The 23,134-nt window shown below is 42.1% G+C and carries 23 protein-coding genes; 11 read left to right on the plus strand and 12 right to left on the minus strand.

Going from position 1 to position 23,134, the window contains the following annotated elements:
* Positions 1-2: 2 nt before the first annotated feature.
* From E2R65_RS12380 to sucC, 3 genes are all read right to left on the minus strand, one after another.
* On the minus strand, positions 3-623 hold the full coding sequence (locus E2R65_RS12380; protein WP_134336788.1) for an L-threonylcarbamoyladenylate synthase: 621 nt from the start codon (positions 621-623) through the stop codon (positions 3-5).
* 127 nt (positions 624-750) lie between these two features.
* Positions 751-1,281, minus strand: coding sequence for a YceI family protein (locus E2R65_RS12385; protein WP_134336789.1), 531 nt, complete (start codon positions 1,279-1,281; stop codon positions 751-753).
* 243 nt (positions 1,282-1,524) lie between these two features.
* Positions 1,525-2,718 (minus strand): ADP-forming succinate--CoA ligase subunit beta, encoded by a 1,194-nt coding sequence (gene sucC, locus E2R65_RS12390; protein ID WP_134337005.1) that lies wholly within the window; start codon positions 2,716-2,718, stop codon positions 1,525-1,527.
* Between the two features lie 156 nt (positions 2,719-2,874).
* On the opposite strand from sucC, the gene E2R65_RS12395 reads away from it, so the two are divergent.
* From E2R65_RS12395 to E2R65_RS12410, 4 genes are read left to right on the plus strand one after another with little or no spacing between them, the layout of a single operon-like run.
* Entirely contained in the window at positions 2,875-3,534 is a 660-nt protein-coding gene (locus E2R65_RS12395; RefSeq protein WP_134336790.1) for an ABC transporter ATP-binding protein, read from the plus strand.
* Positions 3,535-3,834, plus strand: a complete 300-nt coding sequence (locus E2R65_RS12400; RefSeq protein ID WP_134336791.1) for a hypothetical protein — start codon at positions 3,535-3,537, stop codon at positions 3,832-3,834.
* On the plus strand, positions 3,815-4,441 hold the full coding sequence (locus tag E2R65_RS12405; RefSeq protein ID WP_134336792.1) for an HAD family hydrolase: 627 nt from the start codon (positions 3,815-3,817) through the stop codon (positions 4,439-4,441). Before E2R65_RS12400 ends, E2R65_RS12405 begins: the two co-directional genes overlap by 20 nt.
* Positions 4,442-4,491: 50 nt before the next feature.
* Positions 4,492-6,024: a S41 family peptidase gene (locus tag E2R65_RS12410; protein WP_134336793.1), complete on the plus strand. Its 1,533-nt coding sequence runs from the start codon at positions 4,492-4,494 to the stop codon at positions 6,022-6,024.
* Between the two features lie 70 nt (positions 6,025-6,094).
* Here the strand turns inward: E2R65_RS12410 and smc are convergent, their stop codons facing one another.
* The 6 genes from smc to E2R65_RS12445 all read right to left on the minus strand — a co-directional run bounded on the left by smc (position 6,095) and on the right by E2R65_RS12445 (position 13,656).
* Positions 6,095-9,679 carry a chromosome segregation protein SMC gene (smc, locus tag E2R65_RS12415; RefSeq protein ID WP_134336794.1) on the minus strand — a complete coding sequence of 1,195 codons (3,585 nt, stop codon included), beginning with the start codon at positions 9,677-9,679 and terminating at the stop codon, positions 6,095-6,097.
* A 332-nt stretch (positions 9,680-10,011) separates the two neighbouring features.
* Entirely contained in the window at positions 10,012-10,674 is a 663-nt protein-coding gene (locus E2R65_RS12425; protein ID WP_134336795.1) for an ATP-binding cassette domain-containing protein, read from the minus strand.
* Complete coding sequence (locus tag E2R65_RS12430) at positions 10,649-10,975, minus strand: hypothetical protein (RefSeq protein ID WP_134336796.1); 327 nt, start codon at positions 10,973-10,975, stop codon at positions 10,649-10,651. Before E2R65_RS12430 ends, E2R65_RS12425 begins: the two co-directional genes overlap by 26 nt.
* A gap of 16 nt (positions 10,976-10,991) precedes the next feature.
* Positions 10,992-11,696, minus strand: a complete 705-nt coding sequence (gene nfi, locus E2R65_RS12435; protein WP_134336797.1) for a deoxyribonuclease V — start codon at positions 11,694-11,696, stop codon at positions 10,992-10,994.
* A 67-nt stretch (positions 11,697-11,763) separates the two neighbouring features.
* The gene (locus E2R65_RS12440; protein WP_090466905.1) at positions 11,764-12,624 is read right to left on the minus strand and encodes a sigma-70 family RNA polymerase sigma factor; all 861 of its coding nucleotides are present in this window, start codon (positions 12,622-12,624) and stop codon (positions 11,764-11,766) included.
* A gap of 192 nt (positions 12,625-12,816) precedes the next feature.
* A complete protein-coding gene (locus tag E2R65_RS12445; RefSeq protein WP_134336798.1) occupies positions 12,817-13,656 on the minus strand; it encodes an MBL fold metallo-hydrolase in 840 nt (279 codons plus the stop codon).
* A gap of 184 nt (positions 13,657-13,840) precedes the next feature.
* Between E2R65_RS12445 and E2R65_RS12450 the strand changes: the two genes are divergently transcribed.
* Complete coding sequence (locus tag E2R65_RS12450; RefSeq protein ID WP_240043119.1) at positions 13,841-14,713, plus strand: SDR family oxidoreductase; 873 nt, start codon at positions 13,841-13,843, stop codon at positions 14,711-14,713.
* Between the two features lie 76 nt (positions 14,714-14,789).
* Here E2R65_RS12450 and E2R65_RS12455 read toward each other — a convergent pair whose 3' ends face one another.
* Entirely contained in the window at positions 14,790-16,091 is a 1,302-nt protein-coding gene (locus tag E2R65_RS12455; RefSeq protein WP_134336799.1) for a PQQ-dependent sugar dehydrogenase, read from the minus strand.
* Positions 16,092-16,372: 281 nt separating this feature from the next.
* Between E2R65_RS12455 and E2R65_RS19650 the strand changes: the two genes are divergently transcribed.
* A complete protein-coding gene (locus E2R65_RS19650; RefSeq protein WP_158285271.1) occupies positions 16,373-17,191 on the plus strand; it encodes a single stranded DNA-binding domain-containing protein in 819 nt (272 codons plus the stop codon).
* A gap of 115 nt (positions 17,192-17,306) precedes the next feature.
* Here the strand turns inward: E2R65_RS19650 and E2R65_RS12465 are convergent, their stop codons facing one another.
* Together E2R65_RS12465 and E2R65_RS12470 are read right to left on the minus strand one after the other, a co-directional pair.
* Positions 17,307-18,257 carry an aldo/keto reductase gene (locus E2R65_RS12465; RefSeq protein ID WP_134336801.1) on the minus strand — a complete coding sequence of 317 codons (951 nt, stop codon included), beginning with the start codon at positions 18,255-18,257 and terminating at the stop codon, positions 17,307-17,309.
* A gap of 21 nt (positions 18,258-18,278) precedes the next feature.
* Positions 18,279-18,488 carry a hypothetical protein gene (locus E2R65_RS12470; RefSeq protein ID WP_134336802.1) on the minus strand — a complete coding sequence of 70 codons (210 nt, stop codon included), beginning with the start codon at positions 18,486-18,488 and terminating at the stop codon, positions 18,279-18,281.
* A 177-nt stretch (positions 18,489-18,665) separates the two neighbouring features.
* On the opposite strand from E2R65_RS12470, the gene E2R65_RS12475 reads away from it, so the two are divergent.
* The 5 genes from E2R65_RS12475 (at position 18,666) to argS (ending at position 22,971) form a co-directional block, all read left to right on the plus strand.
* Positions 18,666-18,902 (plus strand): helix-turn-helix domain-containing protein, encoded by a 237-nt coding sequence (locus E2R65_RS12475; RefSeq protein WP_134336803.1) that lies wholly within the window; start codon positions 18,666-18,668, stop codon positions 18,900-18,902.
* A 187-nt stretch (positions 18,903-19,089) separates the two neighbouring features.
* The gene (locus E2R65_RS12480) at positions 19,090-20,022 is read left to right on the plus strand and encodes an MBL fold metallo-hydrolase (RefSeq protein WP_134336804.1); all 933 of its coding nucleotides are present in this window, start codon (positions 19,090-19,092) and stop codon (positions 20,020-20,022) included.
* A gap of 24 nt (positions 20,023-20,046) precedes the next feature.
* Positions 20,047-20,289, plus strand: coding sequence for a DUF3820 family protein (locus E2R65_RS12485; RefSeq protein WP_134336805.1), 243 nt, complete (start codon positions 20,047-20,049; stop codon positions 20,287-20,289).
* A 99-nt stretch (positions 20,290-20,388) separates the two neighbouring features.
* Positions 20,389-21,045, plus strand: coding sequence for a peptide-methionine (S)-S-oxide reductase MsrA (gene msrA / locus E2R65_RS12490; RefSeq protein ID WP_134336806.1), 657 nt, complete (start codon positions 20,389-20,391; stop codon positions 21,043-21,045).
* Between the two features lie 156 nt (positions 21,046-21,201).
* On the plus strand, positions 21,202-22,971 hold the full coding sequence (gene argS / locus E2R65_RS12495) for an arginine--tRNA ligase (RefSeq protein WP_134336807.1): 1,770 nt from the start codon (positions 21,202-21,204) through the stop codon (positions 22,969-22,971).
* Positions 22,972-23,134: the final 163 nt, after the last annotated feature.

The raw sequence follows: 23,134 nt of genomic DNA on the forward strand, positions 1-23,134 counted from the left end.
AATTATAAATATTCTTCTAACTGGCCTTTACCCTCACGAATGATCTCAAAATCGCCGTTGGTACAATCTACAACGGTTGAGGGGATGTTTTCACCGTAACCGCCGTCTATCACCAGGTCTACCAGATTTTCATATTTTTCGTGGATCAGTTCAGGGTCTGTAGAATATTCGATGATGTCATCCTCGTCATGTATCGAGGTGGATAGGATAGGGTTGCCCAAAACCTTCACAATATCGCGCGCAATGTTATTATCCGGCACACGGATCCCAACTGTTTTTTTGTTGCTGCTTAATAGCTTGGGCACCGCATGGCTGGCGTTAAATATAAAGGTGAACGGGCCCGGCAGGGCCTTTTTTAACACCCGGAAGGTAGCATTATCAATGGGTTTGATATAATCTGATATATGGCTAAGATCGTAACATACAAAAGAGAAATTAGCCTTTTCCGGTTTAATATTCCTGATCTTGCAGATGCGCTCTATAGCCTTTTGGTTGGTGATATCGCAGCCCAGCCCATACACGGTATCGGTGGGGTAGATGATGATGCTGCCTTTTCGCAACACATCGGCCACCTGCTCAATGTTTTTTTGGTTAGGATTTTCGGGGTAGATCTTGATCAGCATAATTATAAAAGCAAATATAGCAGCTAAATAGTTTTAAAAAAGAAAGCCACCCGATTTACCGGGCAGCTTTCCATTTTTATTCTCCTTCAGCGATTAATCTCTAATCAACCAATTACTGATTAACTACTTATGCTTGTTTAGCAAATTGCACATTGGCAATCAGCTTAATGTCTTCGCCAACTACAATAGATCCTGCTTCGGTTACACCATCCCAGGTTAAACCAAATTCTTTGCGGTTTATTTTACCGGTAACTTCAAAACCTGCTTTGGTGTTGCCGTAAAAATCGCCTGCTATACCACCATGCTCTACATCAAATGTTACCGGCTTGGTTACATCTTTTATAGTCAAGTCGCCCTTTAATTTAAAATCGTCGCCATCTTTAACAAACGATGTTGATTTAAAGCTGATCTTAGGGTGCGTGGCAGCGTCAAAAAATTCAGCGCTTTTTAAATGTTCATCACGTTGTGTTTGTGTTGTATCAATGCTATCCACATCTAATGAAAACTCAACTTTAGCGTCGCTAAAATCTTCGCTTTCGGTCTCTAATGTACCCTCAAATGTTTTGAAAGAACCGGTTACGGTAGAGATCACCAGGTGTTTTACTTTAAATTGTACTTCTGAGTGCATGGGGTCTAATACCCATTTAGTTGTTGCCATGATATTTATGTTTTAAGTTTTGTTTCTGATTAATTATATAACAAAGATAATAATACATGTTTAAACATGTATTAAATTTATCAACTATTACAATTAACAGACATTAAAAAACATAACCAAATAAATGGGGGCATTGTTCATTAAGTTTATATTATCGTTTGTAAACAACAAAGGGAACCTTATGGGCTCCCTTTGTATTATGAGGATTAACTAATCTCTAATTAACCAATCACTATTCTCTGATTACAATGCTAAAACTTCTTTAACCCTGTCTGCAGCTTCTTTTAATAAGATGGCAGAAAATACTTTTAAGCCGGAGTTATCGATCAGTTCTTTAGCTTCGGCAGCGTTAGTGCCTTGTAAACGTACGATGATAGGCACCGGGATGTTGCCAATTTCGTGATAAGCGTCTATCACACCCTGTGCAACACGGTCGCAACGTACAATACCACCAAAAATATTGATCAGGATAGCCTTAACGTTAGGGTCTGAAAGGATGATGTTAAAACCGGCCTTAACGGTTTCTGCATTGGCAGTACCGCCAACATCCAGGAAGTTGGCAGGCTCGCCGCCGGCAATTTTAATAATATCCATGGTAGCCATAGCTAAACCGGCACCGTTAACCATACAGCCTACGTTACCGTCAAGCTTAACATAGTTAAGATTGCTTTTGCTGGCTTCAACCTCGGTTGGGTCTTCTTCGTCGGTATCGCGCAGTGCAGCATAATCCGGGTGGCGGTATAATGCGTTATCATCAATGTTAACTTTAGCATCAACAGCTAAAATTTTGTTATCAGATGTTTTTAGTACCGGGTTAATTTCAAATTGCGAAGAATCGGTAGCATCGTAAGCTTTGTATAAAGCGGTAATGAATTTTACCATATCCTTAAAGGCATCGCCCGACAGGCCCAGGTTAAACGCAATTTTACGCGCCTGGAAACCCTGCAAACCAACCTTAGGGTCAATCTCTTCTTTGTGTATCAGCTCTGGTGTAGAGTGCGCTACTTCTTCAATGTCCATACCACCTTCGGTAGAGTACATGATGATGTTGCGGCCTTTGGCACGGTCAAGCAATACGCTTATATAAAACTCTTTGGTTTCGCTTTCGCCGGGGTAGTAAACGTCCTGCGCAACTAAAACCTTTTTTACCAATTTACCTTCGGGGCCGGTTTGCGGCGTTACCAATTGCATGCCGATGATCTTGCCTGCAATCTCTTTAACCTGCTCGGCATTTTTAGCCAGTTTTACACCGCCGCCTTTACCGCGGCCACCCGCGTGTATCTGTGCTTTTATAACTGTCCAGTCCGACCCAAAGTCTTCCTTCATTTTCTGAGCAGCAGCAACAGCCTCTTCAGGTGTATCTGCAACTATGCCTTCCTGTACTCGTACGCCAAAGCTTTTTAGTATCGCTTTGCCCTGATATTCGTGAATGTTCATATTTTGTTGAAGAATTTGCGGTAAAGCTACTATTTTGTTTTTAGAGATTACAGGTATAGCGTACAGATTTATCATATTTGTATGATCAGTGTAAGGCACAACTATTTTTTGGCAGTTAATCATAAATTAACTACGCACTATTCATTAACTTTGCGCATGCTTAAAGCGCAGTCTATCCATAAATCATACGGTAAGCTTCAAATATTAAAAGGGGTTAATCTGGAAGTTAAAAAGGGCGAAATAGTGACGATTGTAGGCGCTTCAGGGGCGGGTAAAAGTTCTCTGTTAAACATATTGGGCACGTTAGATAACGCTGATAGCGGCCAGCTATTTATTGATGATGTTGAAGTAAGTAAATTAAATAATAAAAACCTTAGTGCTTTTCGCAATCAAAAAATTGGCTTTATATTCCAGTTTCATCATTTGCTGGTAGAGTTTAACGCGCTGGAAAACGTGTGCATACCGGCGTTTATTGCAGGCATTTCACGTGCTGAAGCCGAAAAGAAAGCAACCGGTTTGTTAGAAATGCTTGGCCTGGGCGACAGGATCAGTCATAAACCTGCCGAACTATCTGGCGGCGAGCAGCAGCGTGTGGCTGTGGCAAGGGCGCTGATCAACAACCCGGCATTGATTTTTGCCGATGAGCCGTCAGGTAACCTCGACTCGAAAAATGCGCTTGAACTGCACGAATTGTTTGTTAAACTGCGTAATGATTTTAACCAAACCTTTGTAATTGTAACCCATAACCAGGACCTGTCTGACATGAGCGACCGCACGATATTGATGAAAGACGGCCTGATCGTAAACAATTTATAAGTGAATATACTGATCACCGCTGCCACCACCGCACAGGCACATAAACTTAAAGCCAGTATTGCCGATAATAATAGTGTTGTTTTGGGCGACTTTAGCGATTTCCCATCGTTTATGGGCATAATCAAGCTACCCAGCCCAGCAAGCGATACCTATACACACGAAATGCTAACCCTTTGTTTGGATAATAATTTTGATGCTGTGTATCTGCTTAACCGGCAGGAGGCAGATGTGCTTTTATTATCAGAAACCTTGTTTAATGAATATAATATCAGGATTGTAAATGGCAGCGATAACGTATAGCGATATTGACCCACGCAAAAAAGCCTTTATTTTTGAACTGGACGATGTATTGTACCCTGCAAAAGATTATTACTACCAGGTGTATTACCTTTTTGCTAATTTATTAGAATATACCGAATTAAACAGCGCCGCGCAAACAACCGAGCTGATGATTAATACGTATAACACTAAAGGGAACGCCGAAGTGTATAATGAACTTGTGGCAAAGCTTAAAATAGATGAAAAGTACCGTGATAAGCTGGAAATAATGCTTTTAACAGCGCGCCTGCCGCTAAAGTTGCTGCTGTATCAAAATATGCTTAACTTTATGCAGGAAGTGGTTACCGACCGTAAGAAGCTTTTTATTGTTACAAATGGTAACCCGCAGTTGCAACTTAATAAATTGAGGCAGGTGGAGTGGCATGGTTTACAACCATATCTCACTTGTTATTTTACCGAAGAAACGCTGCCTAAGCCCGAACCCGATGCACTATACCTGCTGATGAAGGAGCATGATCTGGAACGCCGCGACCTGATGATGATAGCGGGGGCTGAAACCGACCTGATATGCGCAGAAACATGTGGAATTGACCATATTAGCGTTAAGGAAATAATATCACTTAATTAGTGTAATATATACATAGCAATACCGTTAACTCCAATATCATTAATATAATTATGAAAAAAAATATTTACCTGTTTCTATTGTTTAGTGCAGTAGCGATCACCTCTTGCAAAAAAGATAAAAAGGTTACCGCGGAGCCTACTGAGCCTACAAAAACAGGCTCGGTGCTTGATCTGATCCGTGATTCGGTATATTTATACGCTAAAGAAACCTATTACTGGAATAAGGACCTGCCCACTTATGCAACATTTAAGCCACGGTCTTTTAGCGGGAGTAATGATCTGGATGCTTTATCTACAGAGGTAGATGCTTTGTCGCAATATGCCATCAATCCCGAAACAGGTAAGGCATATGAGTATTACGAAAATGCACCGGGCTATGCCAAATATTCGTTTATTGATGATGGCACCGTATCCGGAGAATTAAATGGCGTAAAGGGCGATTTTGGTTTTGCCCCCGCCTACGGTTATACCGATGATGACTTAAGGGTTAAATATGTTTATCCCGGCTCGCCTGCTGATGTTAAAGGCATAAAAAGAGGCTATAGAATAACCGCAATTAACGGGCGCACAGGATCTGGTTTAACATACGACGGAAATTCAACAGGTAACAACGTTAATTTTTTAGTGAATGCGTATGCAAACAGTTCAAATATTACCATGACACTGCAAAAGCCCGATCTTACTTCTTTTGACGTTACCATGGCTACCGGTACCTACACGGTAAACCCGGTATTAGCTACGAATGTGGTAGACGCAGGCGGCGGTAAAAAAGTAGGCTATATTGTTTTTAACAGCTTTACATCTCCGGAAAATGCAAAACCTAAGCTGGATGCTGCTTTTGATGATTTTGCAACGCAGGGTGTAACCGATTTGGTGGTTGACCTTCGTTACAATGGCGGCGGATATGTAGCAACTGCAGAATACCTGAGTGACCTGATCGCGCCGAAATCTGCCAACGGGTCTTTAATGTACACAACTTACTATAACCAGGATCTGCAGAATGATATTCATCCCCTTTTAAGTAAAATTTACAATATATCACCGGGAGAATTTTCGCCCACCAACGCGCTTAATTTTTCGAATTTTAGCAAAGCGGGGAATCTTAATATTAGCAGAGTATTTTTTATTGTAACCCGTTCAACCGCATCTGCAAGCGAGCTTACTATCAATAACCTGTTACCTAAAATGGATGTTAAACTGATAGGTGGCACAAGCTATGGTAAACCCGTTGGTTTTTTTGCTATTGATATTAATAAATATCAATTGTATGTACCGCAGTTTGAAACTAAAAATTCGGCAGGTAACGGCGGCTATTATGCCGGTATGACACCCGGCTCACCGAAATACGCGGGCAAGCAGGATTATGACGACGTAACCAAGGATTTTGGCGACCCAACAGAAGCCTTATTTGCATACGCTATCAACTATGTAAAAACCGGTGCGTTCTCTGTTTCGGGTAAAAGGGTGCAAAGTTTATCAAATGCCAAAACATTATCATTAGATGAGGCAAACAACGCAGCAGTAGAAATGGATGGTAAGCAGTTTAAAGGAATGATATACAATCACTTAAAATCTAAAAAATAAGTAGATTTATAGTATAACAGGCAGTGCCGTGAGTTAGAAAACTTACGGCACTGCCTGTTTAAATCAAAAATTAATCTGCCAGTTCTCTAAGGTCTACCGGTACTACCCTTGATATCCCTTGCTCTACCATGGTAACGCCGTAAACGATATCTGTACAGGCTATGGTGCGCTTGTTGTGTGATATGATGATGAATTGTGATTCTTTAGAGAATTTACGAATGATGTTATTAAATTTATCAATATTGGTATCATCCAGCGGGGCATCAACCTCATCAAAAATACAGAAGGGGGCAGGTTTAAGCAGGTAAAGCGAAAACAGTATGGCCGTAGCTGTTAATGTTTTTTCGCCGCCCGATAACTGGTTGATAGATAAGGGCCTTTTACCCTTTGGCCTTGCAATAATATCTATTTCAGAGTCCAGCGGGCGTTCCGGTTCGCTCAAGATCAGGTCGCAAGAGTCTTCCTCATTAAATAACGACCGGAATACCTTGATGAAATTCTCGCGTACCAAAGTAAATGCCGACATGAATTTTTCTTTGGCCGTATCATCTATCTCCTGTATGGTTGCCAGTAAAGATGCTTTTGCTTCTGCCAGATCCTTCTTTTGCCCCTGGATAAAGGCATGGCGCTCGCTCATTTCATTATATGCTTCAACGGCCATTGGGTTTATGGCGCCAAAATCGTCCAGTTGGCGTTTCATTTTTTCGGTGCGTTCGCGTATGTCTTCTTCGTTATCAGCCGCGTTGGGTTCTGCCTCCAGCAAATCATTAATATCTACATTAAACTCTACCGATAGGCGCTCGCGCAAGGCATTTAATTCAATTTTAAGATTGTTACGCTCATCCTTCAGTTCATTCTCTAAAGCTTCGGCCTGGTCTTTCTTTTGGCGTAGTTTAGATATTTCGTTCTCACTTTCGGTAATAGTAGCGCGCCATGCATAATATTCCTGCTCTGCTTCTGCGGTGCCTTTTTCAAGGGCTTCCTTTTGCTCATACATCTCCAGCAGGCTTTCATCGCTATCGCCGGTTTGCTGCAGGTTTTCTTTGATGGCTGCCCTGGCTTTTTCCAGTTCGGTGCTGTTTTGTTTGATGCGTACGTCTAAATGCTCTAACTGTGTTTCGCGGTAATCAAGATCTTTCAGCAAGCCCGATACCTTGTTCTGTTGCTGATGAAAGCGAATGTTTTCTTGATTATAGGTGTTAGATTGCACCATAACCATTTCGTTAAGCTCGTTAAAGGCTTGTTGCTTATCCAGCATCAGCTCGCTTTGCATTTGCTTTTGTTCTTTCAGGTCTATTAGTTGTGGGCCAAGGGCAAGTATATCGTTTTTTATGCCTGCTACCTTGTTAGCGATATCCTGTTTGCGGTTAAGGCTGTTCTCTATAAACGCCTGGTATTGTTCCTGCTTGGTTTTAACAGTGATCAGTTCGGTATTCAGTTGGTTAAGTTGTTGCTGCTTTTGCCTTACATCGTTAGCATTGCCGGATGCTTTTAAAGTAACTAAACGTGTTTGCAGTTCCTCGCTTTTATTTTTATGGGCCTGGATGCGGGCTTCTGCCTGTTTAATTTCTTTTAACAGGTTATCCAGATTTTTGGCACGCCCTATACGCTTGCCCTCAAACAGGCCTACTGATCCGCCGGCCATCGTATGGCGCGATTTGTTGAATTTGCCGCTTTTACCTATCAGCACTACGCCATCCGGTAATTGCAAGGTATTAACGTTTTGTTCGCTACTGTCATTTACCAGGTAAACATTTTTTAGCAAGTGGTTGCATAAAGGTTTATACCGCTCTTCTACTTCTACCACAGATAGGGCAGGGAGTGCCCCCTCTAAATCTCCCCCGATAGGGGAGACTATTTCTTCTAAAGCCCACCCTTTCGGGGAGGGTTTGGGTGGGGCTTCTTCTTTATAGTTATCTAGTATAAAAAAATGCGCCCTTCCTTTAGCCGAGTTACTTAACAAGTTAATAGCGGCAATCGCCTCGCCGTAATTATTTACCACGTAGTGGTTCATTAGCGGCTCCAGATAGTTTTCAATAGCTACGCGGTATTCTTCCTTACAAAATAAGATATCGCTAAACAGGGTGACTGTTTTAGCCCAGCCAGTATTCTTTTTCAGGAAGCGGATACTTTCCGGGAATCCTTCCAGGTTGTCGACCAAACTTTTGGTAAGGCTGTATTCATTTTGTTTAGCGTCCAGCTTACGGCCATCTGCAGATATACTGTCATTAACTGCTTTTAGTTCGTTTTCTGTTTGTGTTATTTGTTCCTGCAGTTTGTTTTCGGTTTCCACTGCCAGTTCATATTCACTTTTAACTGCTTCAGCACGCGTTTCCAATTCGGCTACCACCGTATTAAAGTGCGATAGTTCGGCCTCTTTGTTGGTTGTATCCTCCATGTTGCGCTGGCTTTCCTGCTCAAGCGCCTGTTGTTGAATGTTCAGGATATCAATATCCTTTTCGGCTTTGTAAACCTGGTTTTGCAGGCGGCCATTTATGCTGTTTAGTTCGTTTAACTCATTACGTGCCTCTGCCTGTTGGGTACGCAGCTCATCAACTGCTTCTTTTAATTCTGCTACACGTTGGGTAATGGTTTGCAGGTTTTCGTCTTCCTGTAACTTTTCCTCGTTAAGGCGCTTTATGTTGTACTGAACGTGTTTAAACTGGTTATTGTCGCGTTCCAGTTCATCTTTTAAACGCGTTTCTTTATCCTGCTGATTTTTTAGCTGTTCGTTCTTTACACGCTTTTCGCTTTCATAAGCACGTATCTTTGCCGTAAATTCGTTACTGGCTTTTTGCTGCGCCGCCAGATTTTTTTCTTTGGTCAGGCTATCCAGTTTGTTTTGCTGCAAGGCCGCTTCCTGTTTATCTATCTGTGCAGCTATGCCGGATTTTTGTTCCCGGTGAACCTGTTCTTTTTCTTCAATTTCGGCAAGCGATTTACTAAAATTTGCGATACGGTAAGATGCCAGGGAAATACTTAAAGTTTTATACTGATCCCGCAGTTTGTAATAACGCTCGGTTTTTTTGGCCTGGTTTTCCAGCGTTTTTAAATTTTTCTCAATTTCAAAAAGCAGGTCTTCCACACGTTCCAGGTCGGCTTCTGTATCTTTTAATTTGCTAAAAGTTTGTTTTTTGCGAAGTTTATACTTGGATATACCTGATGCTTCTTCAAATAAATTACGTCGCGATCCCTCTTTGTTGTTAATGATCTCGTCTATCATCTTTAATTCGATGATAGCGTACGAATCGGCTCCTATACCGGTATCAAGTAAAAGATCGGTAATATCCTTTAAGCGGCACTGTACATCGTTTAAGCGGTACTCGCTTTCGCCGGTACGGTAAAGCCTGCGTGTGAGCGTAACCTGCGAAAAATCTGTAGGGAGTATATTTTTGGTGTTGTCAAATGTTAAAGATACCTCGGCAAGGTTAGCTGCTTTGCGGCTTTTTGTTCCGTTAAAAATAATGTTATCCATTTTTTCGGAACGAAGTGCACGGGTGCTTTGCTCGCCCAAAACCCAGCGGATAGCATCTACCACGTTACTTTTACCGCAACCGTTAGGGCCTGCAATAGCGGTAACACCCTCATTAAAATTAATGGTGATCTTATCGCCAAAACTTTTAAAACCCTTGATCTCTAATTTGGTAAGCTGCATTAATGGGTAGCGTGGTACGTATAAAAATTAAGATTTGAAAATAGTGAATTCAGCTGAAACCGCAAAGCGCACGTTTGGCTATACTTCTGCCGGTGCCAGCGTGGCATGGCCAGGAAGATCTATCTTCAATCGGGTGTAAATCAGCGTGGCAGATAACCATCATTATGCTTTACAAAAATGCGGTCTCTGCCAGGTTGTTCTCTATGGCCATTTTTTGCATTACTGCATCTGGCAGCTATATTGTAAGCTGGCAAATAGCAGCAGAATTATCACCAAAAGTTTGTCGGTAAAGCATCTGCCTGGTAAATAGGGAGAGTCATGATATTTGTTATTTACCTACCGCTAAGATAACCGTAAGTAATTAATTTATCATTATTGGTGATGTGTTTTGTACAGCCGTTATTCAATAAAATCACCTTATCGCTAACTTCTAATATATTGTAATACTGATGGTCGGTTATGATAATACCTTTACGCTTGGCACAGGCACGGATAACAGACTTAAACTCATCAGCCTGGATAGGCGAAATATGTGTAAAGGGTTCATCAAGCAATATAAAATCTGCTTTGCTATGGATGATCATCATCGTTTCTAACTGCCGTAGTTCACCACCCGATAATTCATTAACAAATTTATCATAACTACGCTGATAAGCGGGTAGTTCTGTAAATTCATTCCATGATGCAGGATCAACAATTTGCCGGGCAAGCTTTTTAATTACAATATTATCCGGTAAGTAATTGTGCTGTGGTAAATACGCCATTGGGTTATCCCGGTAGCCTTTATAAATAAATTGACCATTGATACTTACATGCTTGTAACCTGCTTTTAGTATCCCGAAGAGGATTTTTAACAGTGAGGATTTACCACAACCATTGCGGCCAAGCAGGCCAATAACCTCGCCTTGTTTGCAGCTAAGGTGAACATCTTGTAAAATCTTTCGCCCGCCAAACTCCAGTTGAATGCTATCAGCTTTTAATGTGAGCAAATCCATGTAGCGTTAAAATAAGCAGGATAGTGGCAGTTAAATAGCTAAAAAAATCAAATGCAAATGCATAAACATACATCCGGGTAATGCTGTAGCCTGCATTACGGAAATACATATAAGTTTTATTGGCAAAGTAATTTTTGTAAGCTATGGTTGCCATATAACCAATGGCCTTAATAAATATGGTGTACCCTATAAACCAAAAGCCAATCTTAAATATATCTAAAAGGCATATCAGGGTAAATATTAGGTTGATGATATAAATAGGTTTGTAAAAATACCAGGTTAAGGTGCGGATATTAGCCATGTATGGTTTAAGCGCATTAATCAAACAACCCCATCTGCTTAGTTCTGTTATCCCCGTTCTCTATCCTTATTTTGTTTACTAAGAGGTGCGCCTGCCTTGTGGGTTCAGGTATGCGGTAGCCGCGAATGCAATTTTTTATCACATCAACGCTTTGCTGCATATTGATATTGTGCCCGGGAGAAATATAAATAGGTTTGCAGCGTGGTTTGCTGCGCAGGGCGATACCTACCAATTCATTGTTGTCATACATCGGGCTTTCAGCAAAAAGTTTATCGGCAGGTTCAATGTATTTGCCATATAGCCTGCTTTTTGCGCTGCCTATGGTTGGTACACCCGTAAGCAAGCCAAAGTGTGTAGCAATGCCCATACGGCGTTCGTGGGCTATTCCCTGGCCATCAAGCACTAATATATCGGGTTTCGAGTACAGATTATTCCAGGCGTTGAACAGGGCAGGTACTTCCCTAAAGGCCAGCAAGCCCGATATGTAAGGGAACGAAGTATGCGATATGGCGGTAGCAGTAGTAATAACCTGCATATCGGGGTACCTGAAAACCACGATGCCCGCATACAAAATATCCGAATTTTTATCAAAGGAAATATCCGCTCCTGCAATTGTTTTTATAGGCGTGGTAAGTTCGCAAATATTTATTTTTTGGCGCAGTTGGTTTTGATAAGCAATAGCTTCGGCAGGGGTAAGGTGTTCGTAGCCGTGTGGATCCATATAGATATAACATAAAAAAGCCCCCGCTTGTTTAAAAAACGGAGGCTTGATATTAACCTTTAGTTTATTATCCTAAGTATGATTTCAGGATCTTACTGCGCGAGGTATGGCGAAGCCTTTGCAGTGCTTTATCTTTTATCTGCCTTACACGTTCGCGTGTTAAATTGAATTTTTCTCCAATTTCTTCCAGTGATAACGGATGATTGGTGCCTAAACCAAAAAACAGTACAATTATTTCCCGTTCGCGTTCGGTAAGAGTAGATAACGAGCGTTTGATCTCTTCAGATAACGATTCGTTGATCAGGATAGAATCTGTATTCGGCTCCTGGTTTTCCAGTACGTCAAGCAATGTATTTTCTTCGCCCTGTACAAACGGTGCATCCATAGATACATGGCGGCCGCTGTTGCTCAGGGTATCAGATATTTTGTCTACAGTGGTTTCTAAAATATCGGCAAGTTCTTCAGGGGAAGGCTCACGTTCGTATTCCTGCTCAAGCTTTGAAAAAGCCTTGCTTATTTTGCTTAACGACCCTACTTGGTTTAACGGCAGGCGCACAATACGGCTTTGCTCGGCAATAGCCTGTAGTATAGACTGGCGGATCCACCAAACAGCGTATGATATGAATTTAAAACCTTTAGTTTCGTCAAAGCGTTTGGCTGCTTTAATTAAACCTAAGTTGCCTTCGTTTATTAGGTCGCCAAGGGTAAGGCCCTGGTTTTGATATTGTTTGGCTACCGATACCACAAAACGTAAATTTGTTTTGGTTAAACGTTCTAACGCAGCCTGGTCGCCTTCTCTAATTTTCTGTGCTAAGATTACTTCTTCTTCGGCAGTTATTAGGTCAACTTTACCAATTTCGTGCAGGTATTTGTCGAGTGATTGCGACTCACGGTTGGTAATGGATTGAGTTATCTTAAGTTGTCTCATTTATTTAATTAACCTCTATTCTTATATTTAGAATTGAACGTGCAAAGGTATAAATTTGTTTCTAAAAATAATACTTTTATACAGAAGTAAGCCAGTATTTTACGATTATGTGAGAAAGTTTTAAACAGCTTATTTTGGAATAATTTTTGTTGCTGGCAATCCCAAAAACAACCCTTTTTTGATGATAACAAATCACATCTCTTCTAACTTAAACAAGTCTTTTATCCGGATACCTTTTTCGGTTTGCTGTAAAGTGCAGCATTCGTTAACCGGGTCATGTTCCATATAAAGAATGTATTGCTGCTCAACAGCCTCGTTCCAGTAAATTTTTCTTTCATCTAAAGTTTTCATCGGGAACATGTCATAAGCCATTACATAAGGTAGGGGCACGTGGCCCGCAGAAGGTAACAGATCTGCCATATACAACACTTGCTTCCCTTTGTAATTGATCAACGGCAGCATCATGGCATCGGTATGGCCGTATGCAAACTTAATTTTTATATCATCGGTAAAACTCACGCCGTCCTGAGCTGATACAAACTTTAACCGGCCGCTTTGCTGTATTGGCAAAATGTTATCTTTTAAGAAAGAGGCCTTCTCGCGGTCATTCGGGTTAACTGCCCATTCCCAATGTTGCCGGTTGCTCCAGTAGGTGGCATTTTTAAAAGCAGGCAATAACTTTTCGCCATCTCTGATCACTGCGCCCCCAACATGGTCAAAATGCAAATGCGTTAAAAATACATCAGTAATATCATCCCTGTGGAAACCTTTGGCAGCTAATGAACTATCCATGGTAGCATTGCCATGCAAATAATAATGGCTAAAAAATTTCTCATCCTGTTTATTGCCTATGCCGGTGTCTATTAATATTAAACGCTTGCCATCCTCAATAAGCAGGCAGCGCATCGCCCATGTACAAAGGTTTTTATCATCAGCCGGGTTTGTTTTGTTCCAGATGGCTTTTGGTACAACGCCAAACATTGCACCGCCGTCCAGTTTAAAAAAGCCGGTATCAATAGTATGTAGCTTCATGTAGTTATAATGTATTTATAGATGAAGGTATAAAATCTTTAAACATTTCCTCTAATTATCCATATTTAAGAAACTCCCACAAGTGTAATTTAGCTAATCAAGAAATTAATTTATTTCTTAAAACTATAATCAGATGGGCCGTGTTGTACATATATAAATAAAAATAGAGGATCTGACCGCCTGCATGGCAAAGGAATATAATATGAGTGCAGAACAACAAACTCCCGATAAGCAAGATCACCAGCCGGGTGTAGAATCTGAAATGCTGCCAAAGCCGGAGTTTATTAAAACAGCTTATAAAGCAGCGGGTAAATTAGCAGGAAAGGTTGCTTTGATAACCGGTGGCGATAGTGGTATAGGCCGCTCGGTTGCCGTACATTATGCAGCCGAAGGCGCAGATGTGGCCATAGTTTATTTGGAAGAAGATGGTGATGCCGAAGAAACAAAAGGATTGATAGAAAAATATGGTAAACAATGCTTGCTGATTAAAGGGGATGTTAAAAACTGCGAGTTTTGCCGTGAAGCTGTGGAACAAACCGTAAGCAAGTTTGGCAAACTAAACATATTGGTTAATAATGCCGGCATGCAGGTGCCGCAAAAGGAGTTTAAAGATATTACAGAACAGCAACTGGAAGATACCTTTAAAACCAACATCTTCGCTTACTTCCATTTTGCAACGGCCGCAGCAGATCATTTAAAAGCGGGTGACAGCATCATTAACACCACATCGGTAACGGCTTACCGCTCGTCGCCCAACCTGATAGATTATTCATCTACCAAAGGTGCCATAACAACCTTTACACGTTCGTTGGCTACCAATCTGGTTAAAAAGAATATCAGGGTGAATGCTGTAGCACCCGGCCCTGTGTGGACACCGCTTATTGTATCTACATTTGACGAAGAAAAAATAAAAGAATTTGGCAGCGAAACAGCTATGAAGCGCGCCGGCCAGCCATCAGAAATTGGGCCTGCTTATGTTTTCCTGGCGTCAGACGATGCCTCTTTCATTACCGGTCAGGTAATACATATTAATGGCGGCGAGGTAGTAAACGGCTAAATAAAAAGCTTAATTCATGTTGTAATAAATTAAGAGGGCCGGCATTTATACCGGTCCTTTTAATTTATCTGTTTTTTTACTTTTTATAACTGATCTTGTACAAGGTACCCTTAGCGTCATCCGTTACATAAATTGATCCGTCCGGGCCTTGCGCTAAACCACATGGCCGGCGTACCGCGCTGCCTTTGGCTGTATTTGCTGCCGAGCCCGAAAAACCGTCTGCAAATACTTCCCACTTACCATCGGGCTTGGCGTTTTTAAAAGGCTGGAAAACTACGAAATACCCCGCCTGCGGCTCGGGCGCCCGGTTCCACGAACCGTGGAAAGCGATAAATGCGCCATTTTTATATTTTTCGGGGAATTGACTGCCGGTGTAAAACAAAAGGCCGTTAGGGGCAAGGTGGCCAGGATAAGCTGCCACAGGGTTAATAAATTTACTATCGCCCTCTTTTTTGCTATCGCCGCCATACTCTGGCGAAACTATTTTTTTACCCTGCTGCTGGTCGTAATAAATATACGGCCAGCCGGCATTGTCGCCCTTTTTTAAGGCATACATGCATTCGGCAGGTAATTCTGCCTGTTGTTTGCTGGTGTACATATCCGGGAACAGATCATGCAAGCCATCGCGGCCATGCTGCATTACAAATAATTGATTATCCTGCTTGTTCCAGTCCAGCCCAACCACGTTGCGTAAGCCGGTAGCATATCGCACACCATCCTTGTAGGTTTGGTTGAGTTTATCTGCCTTAAATTGCCATATCCCCCCGGCAGAATCAAGTATAGGGCATCCGGGCTGCCCCATTGAACCCTTTTCACGGTCTTTAACCTGGCATGAGTTGGAGTAAGCGCCAATATTAACATACAAATTACCGGCATCATCTAATACAATAGATTTAGATTCATGCTGATTGCGGTTTATTAAACCTTTAACAATAATTTCTGGACTGGTGGTATCTATCACTTCATTCTTATCGTTCAGTTTATACCGGTAAACATCTTCGTTTGATGATGCATACAGGTAACCATTTTTTAGATAGATGCCTGTGCCGTCATAATCGCCAAAAGCGTTTTTTACAACAGCTTTTCCGTTATTTTCATGTAAAACCAAAATGCCTTTTCCATCTTTAGATTTACCCAGTTTTACAAAAATATCGCCCTGCGGAGAAATTGCGATATGGCGTGTTCCGCCAAGGTCGCGGGCAATTATGTTAGCGGTAAATCCTGCCGGAACGGTTAATCCTGCAGACGATGCCGTATCGGTAGCGGTTGCAGAACTATCTGCGGCCGTTTTACTGCCGGTGCCTGTACAGGCAGTAAATAATATCGAGCCGGTAATTGCCGCCGTAGCAAATGCAATGGTTAATGATCTGTTTTTCATAATAATAGGTATGCGTTTTTTAACGGTTATAAAATGGCAAGGTTAAGCCATTAATGTTAAGCCAAATTAACTAATATACAATAAATGCCAAAATGTGTTTTTAAAACAACAGTCGTTTTATATACAAGGCCCATGTAGTTAGTTTAGTGTTGAAAGCGTTAAATTTTGTTTTGTTAAAATAGGTAGTATAAAGATTGATTATGAATGGTTGTTGAATATTAATGAGGCCAGGGTTAAACTATTGCCGGTGGTTGCCGTCATACAGGTATAAATTTAAAGATATGAAAAAGTCATTTATACTATCAGCAATATTATTTGGGAGCCTAATTTACAGTAATACTCAGGCACAGATATCGGTGCATATAGGTTTTAATGTACCTGCCCGCAGGGTGTATGTACCCGCGCCCCCGCCACAGCCGGTAATGGTGTACGATAATGATGAATTTGACGATAGCGATGATTATTATTATTTGCCGGAAGTGGAAGCTTATTACAGCATACCACGCCATTGTTATTACTATCAGGATGGCGGCAGGTGGGTATCGGCAGCATATTTACCGGGTGCTTACCGTAATTATGATTGGCGTAGCGCACAACGTTATGAAATAAGGGGCAGTCGCCCATATATGTATCACGATAAATATCTGAGCAAGTGGGGTGGAAATTACAATCGTAACAACTGGAACTGGAACCGCAGGGATAATAATTATGCAGGCAGAAGTTTTGATAACAGACGTAACGACTGGAACCGGAGTAACAACCGGAACGACTGGAACAGGAATAACAACCGTAATGATTGGAACCGGGACAATAACCGGAACGACTGGAACCGGGATGATCGCCGTAACGACAGGCCGAACGGTGGCTTTAACCAAACACCGCGCGACCGTGGTAACTGGGGCCAGCCGCAGCAACCAAATCGTAACGATGATAACCGTGGCGGTGGGCGCGGGCGTGATAATCAGCAACCATCACAACCAAGCCGTAATGATAACCGGGGCGGTGGCCGCGACAGGGATAACCGCGGGGGAAACGATCATACACAAATTGCCCAAAACCGTGGTTTTGGCGGCGGGCCGCAACGCCCGACACGGTTATAATATTAGCTCCTCCATATATATCATAAAAGCCATCCCGGTTATTGGGATGGCTTTTGCGTTTTTATGATTCCTTATTTTATCGAATTTAATTAAGCTAACTGATAAAGCAGATTATTTAATAATTACTGGCAGTAGTGAGCAGTTCAACAGCATCGGCACTTAAATTAAGCTGTGCGGCCTTTGCCAGGTGATTTAACTGGCTTGTGCTGGTTGCGCTGGCAATAGGGGCGGTTATACCCGGCCTTGCCATTACCCATGCTAAAGCAACGCTTGCGGGTGTACTATGATATTCCCCGGCAACCTTATCTAATGCAGCTAAAATTTTATAGCCACGGCCATTCAGGTATTTTTTGATGCCTCCGCCGCGTTTGCTTTTATCCAGATCATCCTCTGACCGGTACTTACCGCTAAGAAAACCGCTTGCCAAAGAGTAATAGGTAATTACACCTATGTTGTTTTCCCGGCATAAAGATTCGTACTGGCTTTCATACCCTTCCCGGTCATATAAATTATACTCGGGTTGCAGGGTTTCGTAACGGGCAAAACCGTTGTTTTCGCTTACCGCTAAGGCTTCCCTGAATCTGCCGGCGCTAAAGTTAGATGCACCGATAGCACGTACCTTACCCTGTTTTATCAGGCTGTCAAAAGCTTCCATGGTTTCGGCAAGCGGAGTATTCTTATCATCATCATGTGATTGATACAGATCGATATAGTCGGTTTTTAAACGGCTTAAAGAAGCTTCCACAGCCTGTGTTATATATGTTTTTGAAAGTCCTTTTTTATCATCACCCATCGGCTTGCCAACTTTTGTGGCCAATATTACCTTATCACGTTTACCGCCTTGTTTTAGCCAGTTACCTATGATAGTTTCAGATTCGCCGCCTGTATTGCCCGGCGCCCATTTAGAATATACATCCGCCGTATCTACAAAATTAAAGCCCGCATCAACAAATCCATCCAGTAGCGCAAAGGATGTTTTTTCATCCGCGGTCCATCCAAAAACATTGCCCCCAAAACAAAATGGCATTACCTCAATTCCCGACTTGCCTAACGCACGTTTTTCCATTATTTTTAAATTAATAACTGTTTATATCTGTTCTGCCAGTTCGTCTATCCAGCTGGATAGATAAGGTTCTGATCCTGCAATACGCTCCCAATGGCCCTCATTGTTACGTGCAATAGTTAACTGAAGGCTGTCATCTATCGCTTTAAACTCATAAATACCGTTCTGTTCTGTAACCACACCGTTAACTGTAGTATCTGTGCCTGTAAGTACCGCTTCAAATTGCTGTTCCATAATATGTAATGTTTATGTTTTAACACCAGGATGTTGTTTGTGTTTGGCCGTACGGTTATTTGTAGCATATCGATGATACAACTGTTAGTTATATATTAAATATGGTTTATTGCAAAACCGGCATTCCTGTTTATACGTTTATTTAATATATAAACCCTAACCAATAATATAAACAGTATGTTACAAATAGCAAAATCACTTGCCCTGGCTATCCGTCAAAAACGAATGGAATTAAAGTATTCTCAGGAATATATGGCCTATAAGCTTAACCAAACCCAAAATGCATATTGCAAGGTAGAACTGGGCCAAACAAAAGTGACCTTAATAAAGCTTATAGAAATATGTGCTGTTTTCGAAATAAATATTCATGATTTTTTAAAACCCGTTATAGATCCGCAGCTAAAAGTGGCATAGGTTTAAATCTTCCGCATACCTATTGATATTAAAATTCTTTTAAAAAAAATTTCATCCTCTGCAAACAATTTTAAGACGAATAATACTATCTAAACACACTTAAAGTTGTAAATAAACTCTGATTTTCACTAAAACCATTAGTATTACCTATATGTTAAATTGATAACCGATTAAACTAAATAAGGTAATGAGTGTAAAGTATTTTCAGGTGGCACAGGGTGTTTGGGGCATGCGCCTTTACTTTGTTAATGTGTATATGATAGCCAATCGCCGCGGTGCGGGCAGGGGTTGGGTATTGGTGGATACCGGCGTAAAAGGATCTGCCGGTAAGATCATCGCCATGGCCGAGGCGCTTTTTGGCCCCGGTACCAGGCCGGCGGCTATTATATTAACACACGGGCATGCCGACCATGCCGGCTCAGTAACCGAATTGTTAAAGCATTGGGATGTACCTGTTTATGCACATAAGCTGGAATTGCCGTATTTAACCGGTAGATCATCCTACCCGCCGGCAGACCCTGAAGCAGGCGGCGGATTGATGACCCTGATGTCGTGGTTATGGTCAACCAGCCCGATAAATATCAGCAGGAATATCAGGGAGATAGACCTTCACGACGGTATCCCCGAATTACCCGAATGGAAAATAATACCTACCCCGGGCCATTCGCCGGGCCATATCTCGCTTTTTTTACCGCTAAATACTACGCTGATTGCCGGGGATGCTTTTACTACAACGCCTGCAGAATCGGCCATAGCAGCGATCACCTACCGCAAAAAAATAAGCGGCCCGCCAAAATATCTTACTACCGATTGGATCGCTGCTGCAAAATCTGTACGTAAGCTGGCTGCCTTGCAGCCACGCATTGCCGCAACCGGGCACGGCGCCGTTATGCGCGGGCGTGAGTTATCTACAGCGTTAAATTTGCTGGCAAACCGGTTTGAAAGTATTGCTGTGCCGCAAAGCGGGCGTTACGTGGGTCATGGGGCTGTATCTGATGAGAATGGCGTACGATACATCCCGCCATACCAGGGCAATATAAAACGCACCGCAACTATACTTGTTGCAGCAACTGTGGTAGGTTTTTTATTGGTACGCAGGGCCGGTAAAGTATGGGGCTAAATAATATTATCCTACTTTTATACCGTGGAAAACGTAACACCCAACCCGCAGATTTTAATTGATGTGGTAAATACCCGGATGCCGTTTGGCAAGTATAAAGATACGCTGCTTTGCGATATGCCTGTAAGCTACCTGGAATGGATGCATAAAAAGGGCTTCCCGCCGGGTAAGCTGGGGATGATGTTAAGCACTGTTTTTGAAATAAAAAGCAACGGTGTAGATCAGCTGTTGAGGCAGATCAAACAAAAATATGGCAGCGTTAAATAGTCGGTAGATAATGGTTTATTAACTATTGACTTGCTAATGACCAACTGCCGCATCTATATTAACCCGGTTTGCGTAATTCATATAAACAAATTAATTTTTATGAAAACCGCTATATTATATTTTGTTACCGCATTGCTGTTTTTGGGTTGTGCAAACGGCCAGAACAAAGCTGATAATAATGATTTTGCAACTTTACCCAAGCCGGCAGCTAATGAGGCGGTGGCCACTTTTGGCGGCGGCTGCTTTTGGAGCATGCAGGAAGCCATGAGCGAGCTGAAAGGGGTTAATAAAGTAATATCAGGCTATGCGGGCGGTAAAACAAAAAATCCTACTTACCAGGATGTGAGCAGCCGTACAACCAATCATGCCGAGGTTACCCAGATCTACTATGATCCTGAAAAGATAAGTTACGCTACTTTAGCGGAGGCATTTTTGTTTGCACATGATCCTACAACGCTAAACCGCCAGGGGCCGGATGTAGGCACCGATTATCGCTCGATTGCTTTTTACCGTAACGATGCAGAAAAAAACACGCTGATAAACGTTATCAAAAAAGTAAATGAATCTAAGCATTACAATAACCCTGTAGTAACGCAGGTAGTGCCGTTCTCCGCGTTTTATCCGGCCGAAAATTACCATCAGGGCTACTATCGCACAAATAGCGATAACCCTTATATCAGCAGCGTATCCGAACCAAAGGTGATGAAATTTCGCAAAGCGATGAAAGCGGAGTTAAAGCCCGAATTTCAGAAGTAGCAGTCAGCTATTTGAATGATCCTGCATGTTCTTTAAGTTATATCAATAAGCGCTGTTTTAATTTTGTGAGGTGTTTGGTTTAGATACTGAAATACCCGGTTATAAAATACTGCCCAACGTAGGCCATAAACATCAACTAATTATTATTTTTGCGCGATGGATTTTATAGTTGAGGCTGTTATTAAGGCCGTTAAGGATTTATACCAAACCGATATTGCTGCTAAAGATGTGAATTTGCAGGAAACCCGTAAGGAGTTTGAAGGGCAGGTTACCATAGTTACATTCCCATATACCAAAGTATCACGCAAAGGGCCCGAGCAAACCGGTGCCGAAATTGGTGAACACCTTAAAAACTATTTACCACAAATTGCTGCGTTCAACGTGGTTAAAGGTTTTTTAAACTTATCAGTTACAGATGCTTACTGGCTGAATGAGCTGCATACCAATATTCTTACAGATGATTTTGCAATAGCTAAAGCTAACGGGCACAGGGTAATGGTAGAGTATTCTTCACCAAATACCAATAAACCGCTTCACCTGGGGCACATCCGTAATAACCTGTTGGGCTTTTCGCTGGCAGAGATTTTGGCTGCCGCAGGTTACGACGTAATTAAAGCCAATTTAGTGAATGACAGGGGTATTCATATCTGTAAAAGTATGGTAGCCTGGCGCGAGTTTGGCCAGGGCGAAACCCCGCAAAGCAGCGGCCTGAAAGGCGACCATTTGGCGGGTAAGTATTATGTTTGGTTTGACAAAGCCTACAAACAACAGATACAGGAACTGATTGAACAGGGGCAGGCCGAAGATGAAGCTAAAAAGAATGCCCCGCTGATGAAAGAGGCCCAGCAAATGCTGGTGCAATGGGAAAATAACGACCCAGAGGTTATTGATCTTTGGAAAACCATGAACGGCTGGGTTTATGAAGGTTTTGATGTTACCTATAAAACTCTTGGGGTAAGCTTTGATAAATACTATTACGAAAGCAATACCTATTTATTAGGTAAAGATATTGTGGAAGAAGGCCTTGTAAAAGGTGTGTTCTTCAAAAAAGAAGATGGTTCGGTATGGATAGATCTGACCGAAGATGGCCTGGATCAAAAGCTGGTTTTGCGTGCTGATGGCACATCGGTATATATTACGCAGGATTTAGGTACTGCCCAGTTAAAGTACGATGATTACCAAATGGATGAATCTATCTATGTAGTAGGTAATGAGCAGGATTATCACTTTAAGGTGCTTTTCCTGATATTGCAAAAGCTGGGCAAAAGCTGGGCGCAGGGCTTGTACCACCTGTCGTACGGAATGGTTGACCTTCCGTCGGGAAAGATGAAATCCCGCGAGGGAACAGTGGTTGACGCCGACGACCTGATGGCAGATATGTTTGATACCGCCAAAAAGCAAACTGAAGAGATGGGTAAAGTAGATGGTTTTAGCGAAGAAGATAAAACCAAACTTTACCACACGATAGGTATGGGTGCCCTAAAATACTTTTTGTTGAAGGTTGATCCGAAAAAACGTTTATTGTTCGACCCGAATGAGTCGGTTGATTTTCAGGGGCATACCGGGCCGTTTATTCAATACACCCACGCCCGCATTAAATCGGTACTCAGCAGGGCTGCTTATACGCCAGAAAGCAGCACCAATAATGTTGCCGAACTGGACGGCATAGAACGCGACCTGATCGTGGGCCTTACTAAATTCCCGGTAATAATAGCTGAAGCCGCTACAAACCACAGCCCTGCGGTTATTGCCAACTATGTTTACGAACTGGCCAAAACTTATAATAAGTTTTATCACGAAAAATCTATACTGCAGGCCGAGGAAGAACGCTTAAAGCAGTTCAGGCTGCAACTATCAGCTGCATCAGCCAAAGTTATCAGCAGGGGAATGGCTTTGCTGGGTATTGCCGTACCGGAAAGGATGTAGGTGGCTGTGCGGACATACTGATGTAAGAGGTGCAGGTATATTTAACAGATGTATCTGCACATTTGCATAACCGCGTAGCTAATACTCCACATCATCTTAACTTTTCCACAATCCCGGTATTAAACGCTTAATGCTTTAAATTAGCAGATTATTAAAACAGGAT

Source organism: Mucilaginibacter phyllosphaerae, from assembly GCF_004378255.1.
GTDB lineage: Bacteria > Bacteroidota > Bacteroidia > Sphingobacteriales > Sphingobacteriaceae > Mucilaginibacter > Mucilaginibacter phyllosphaerae.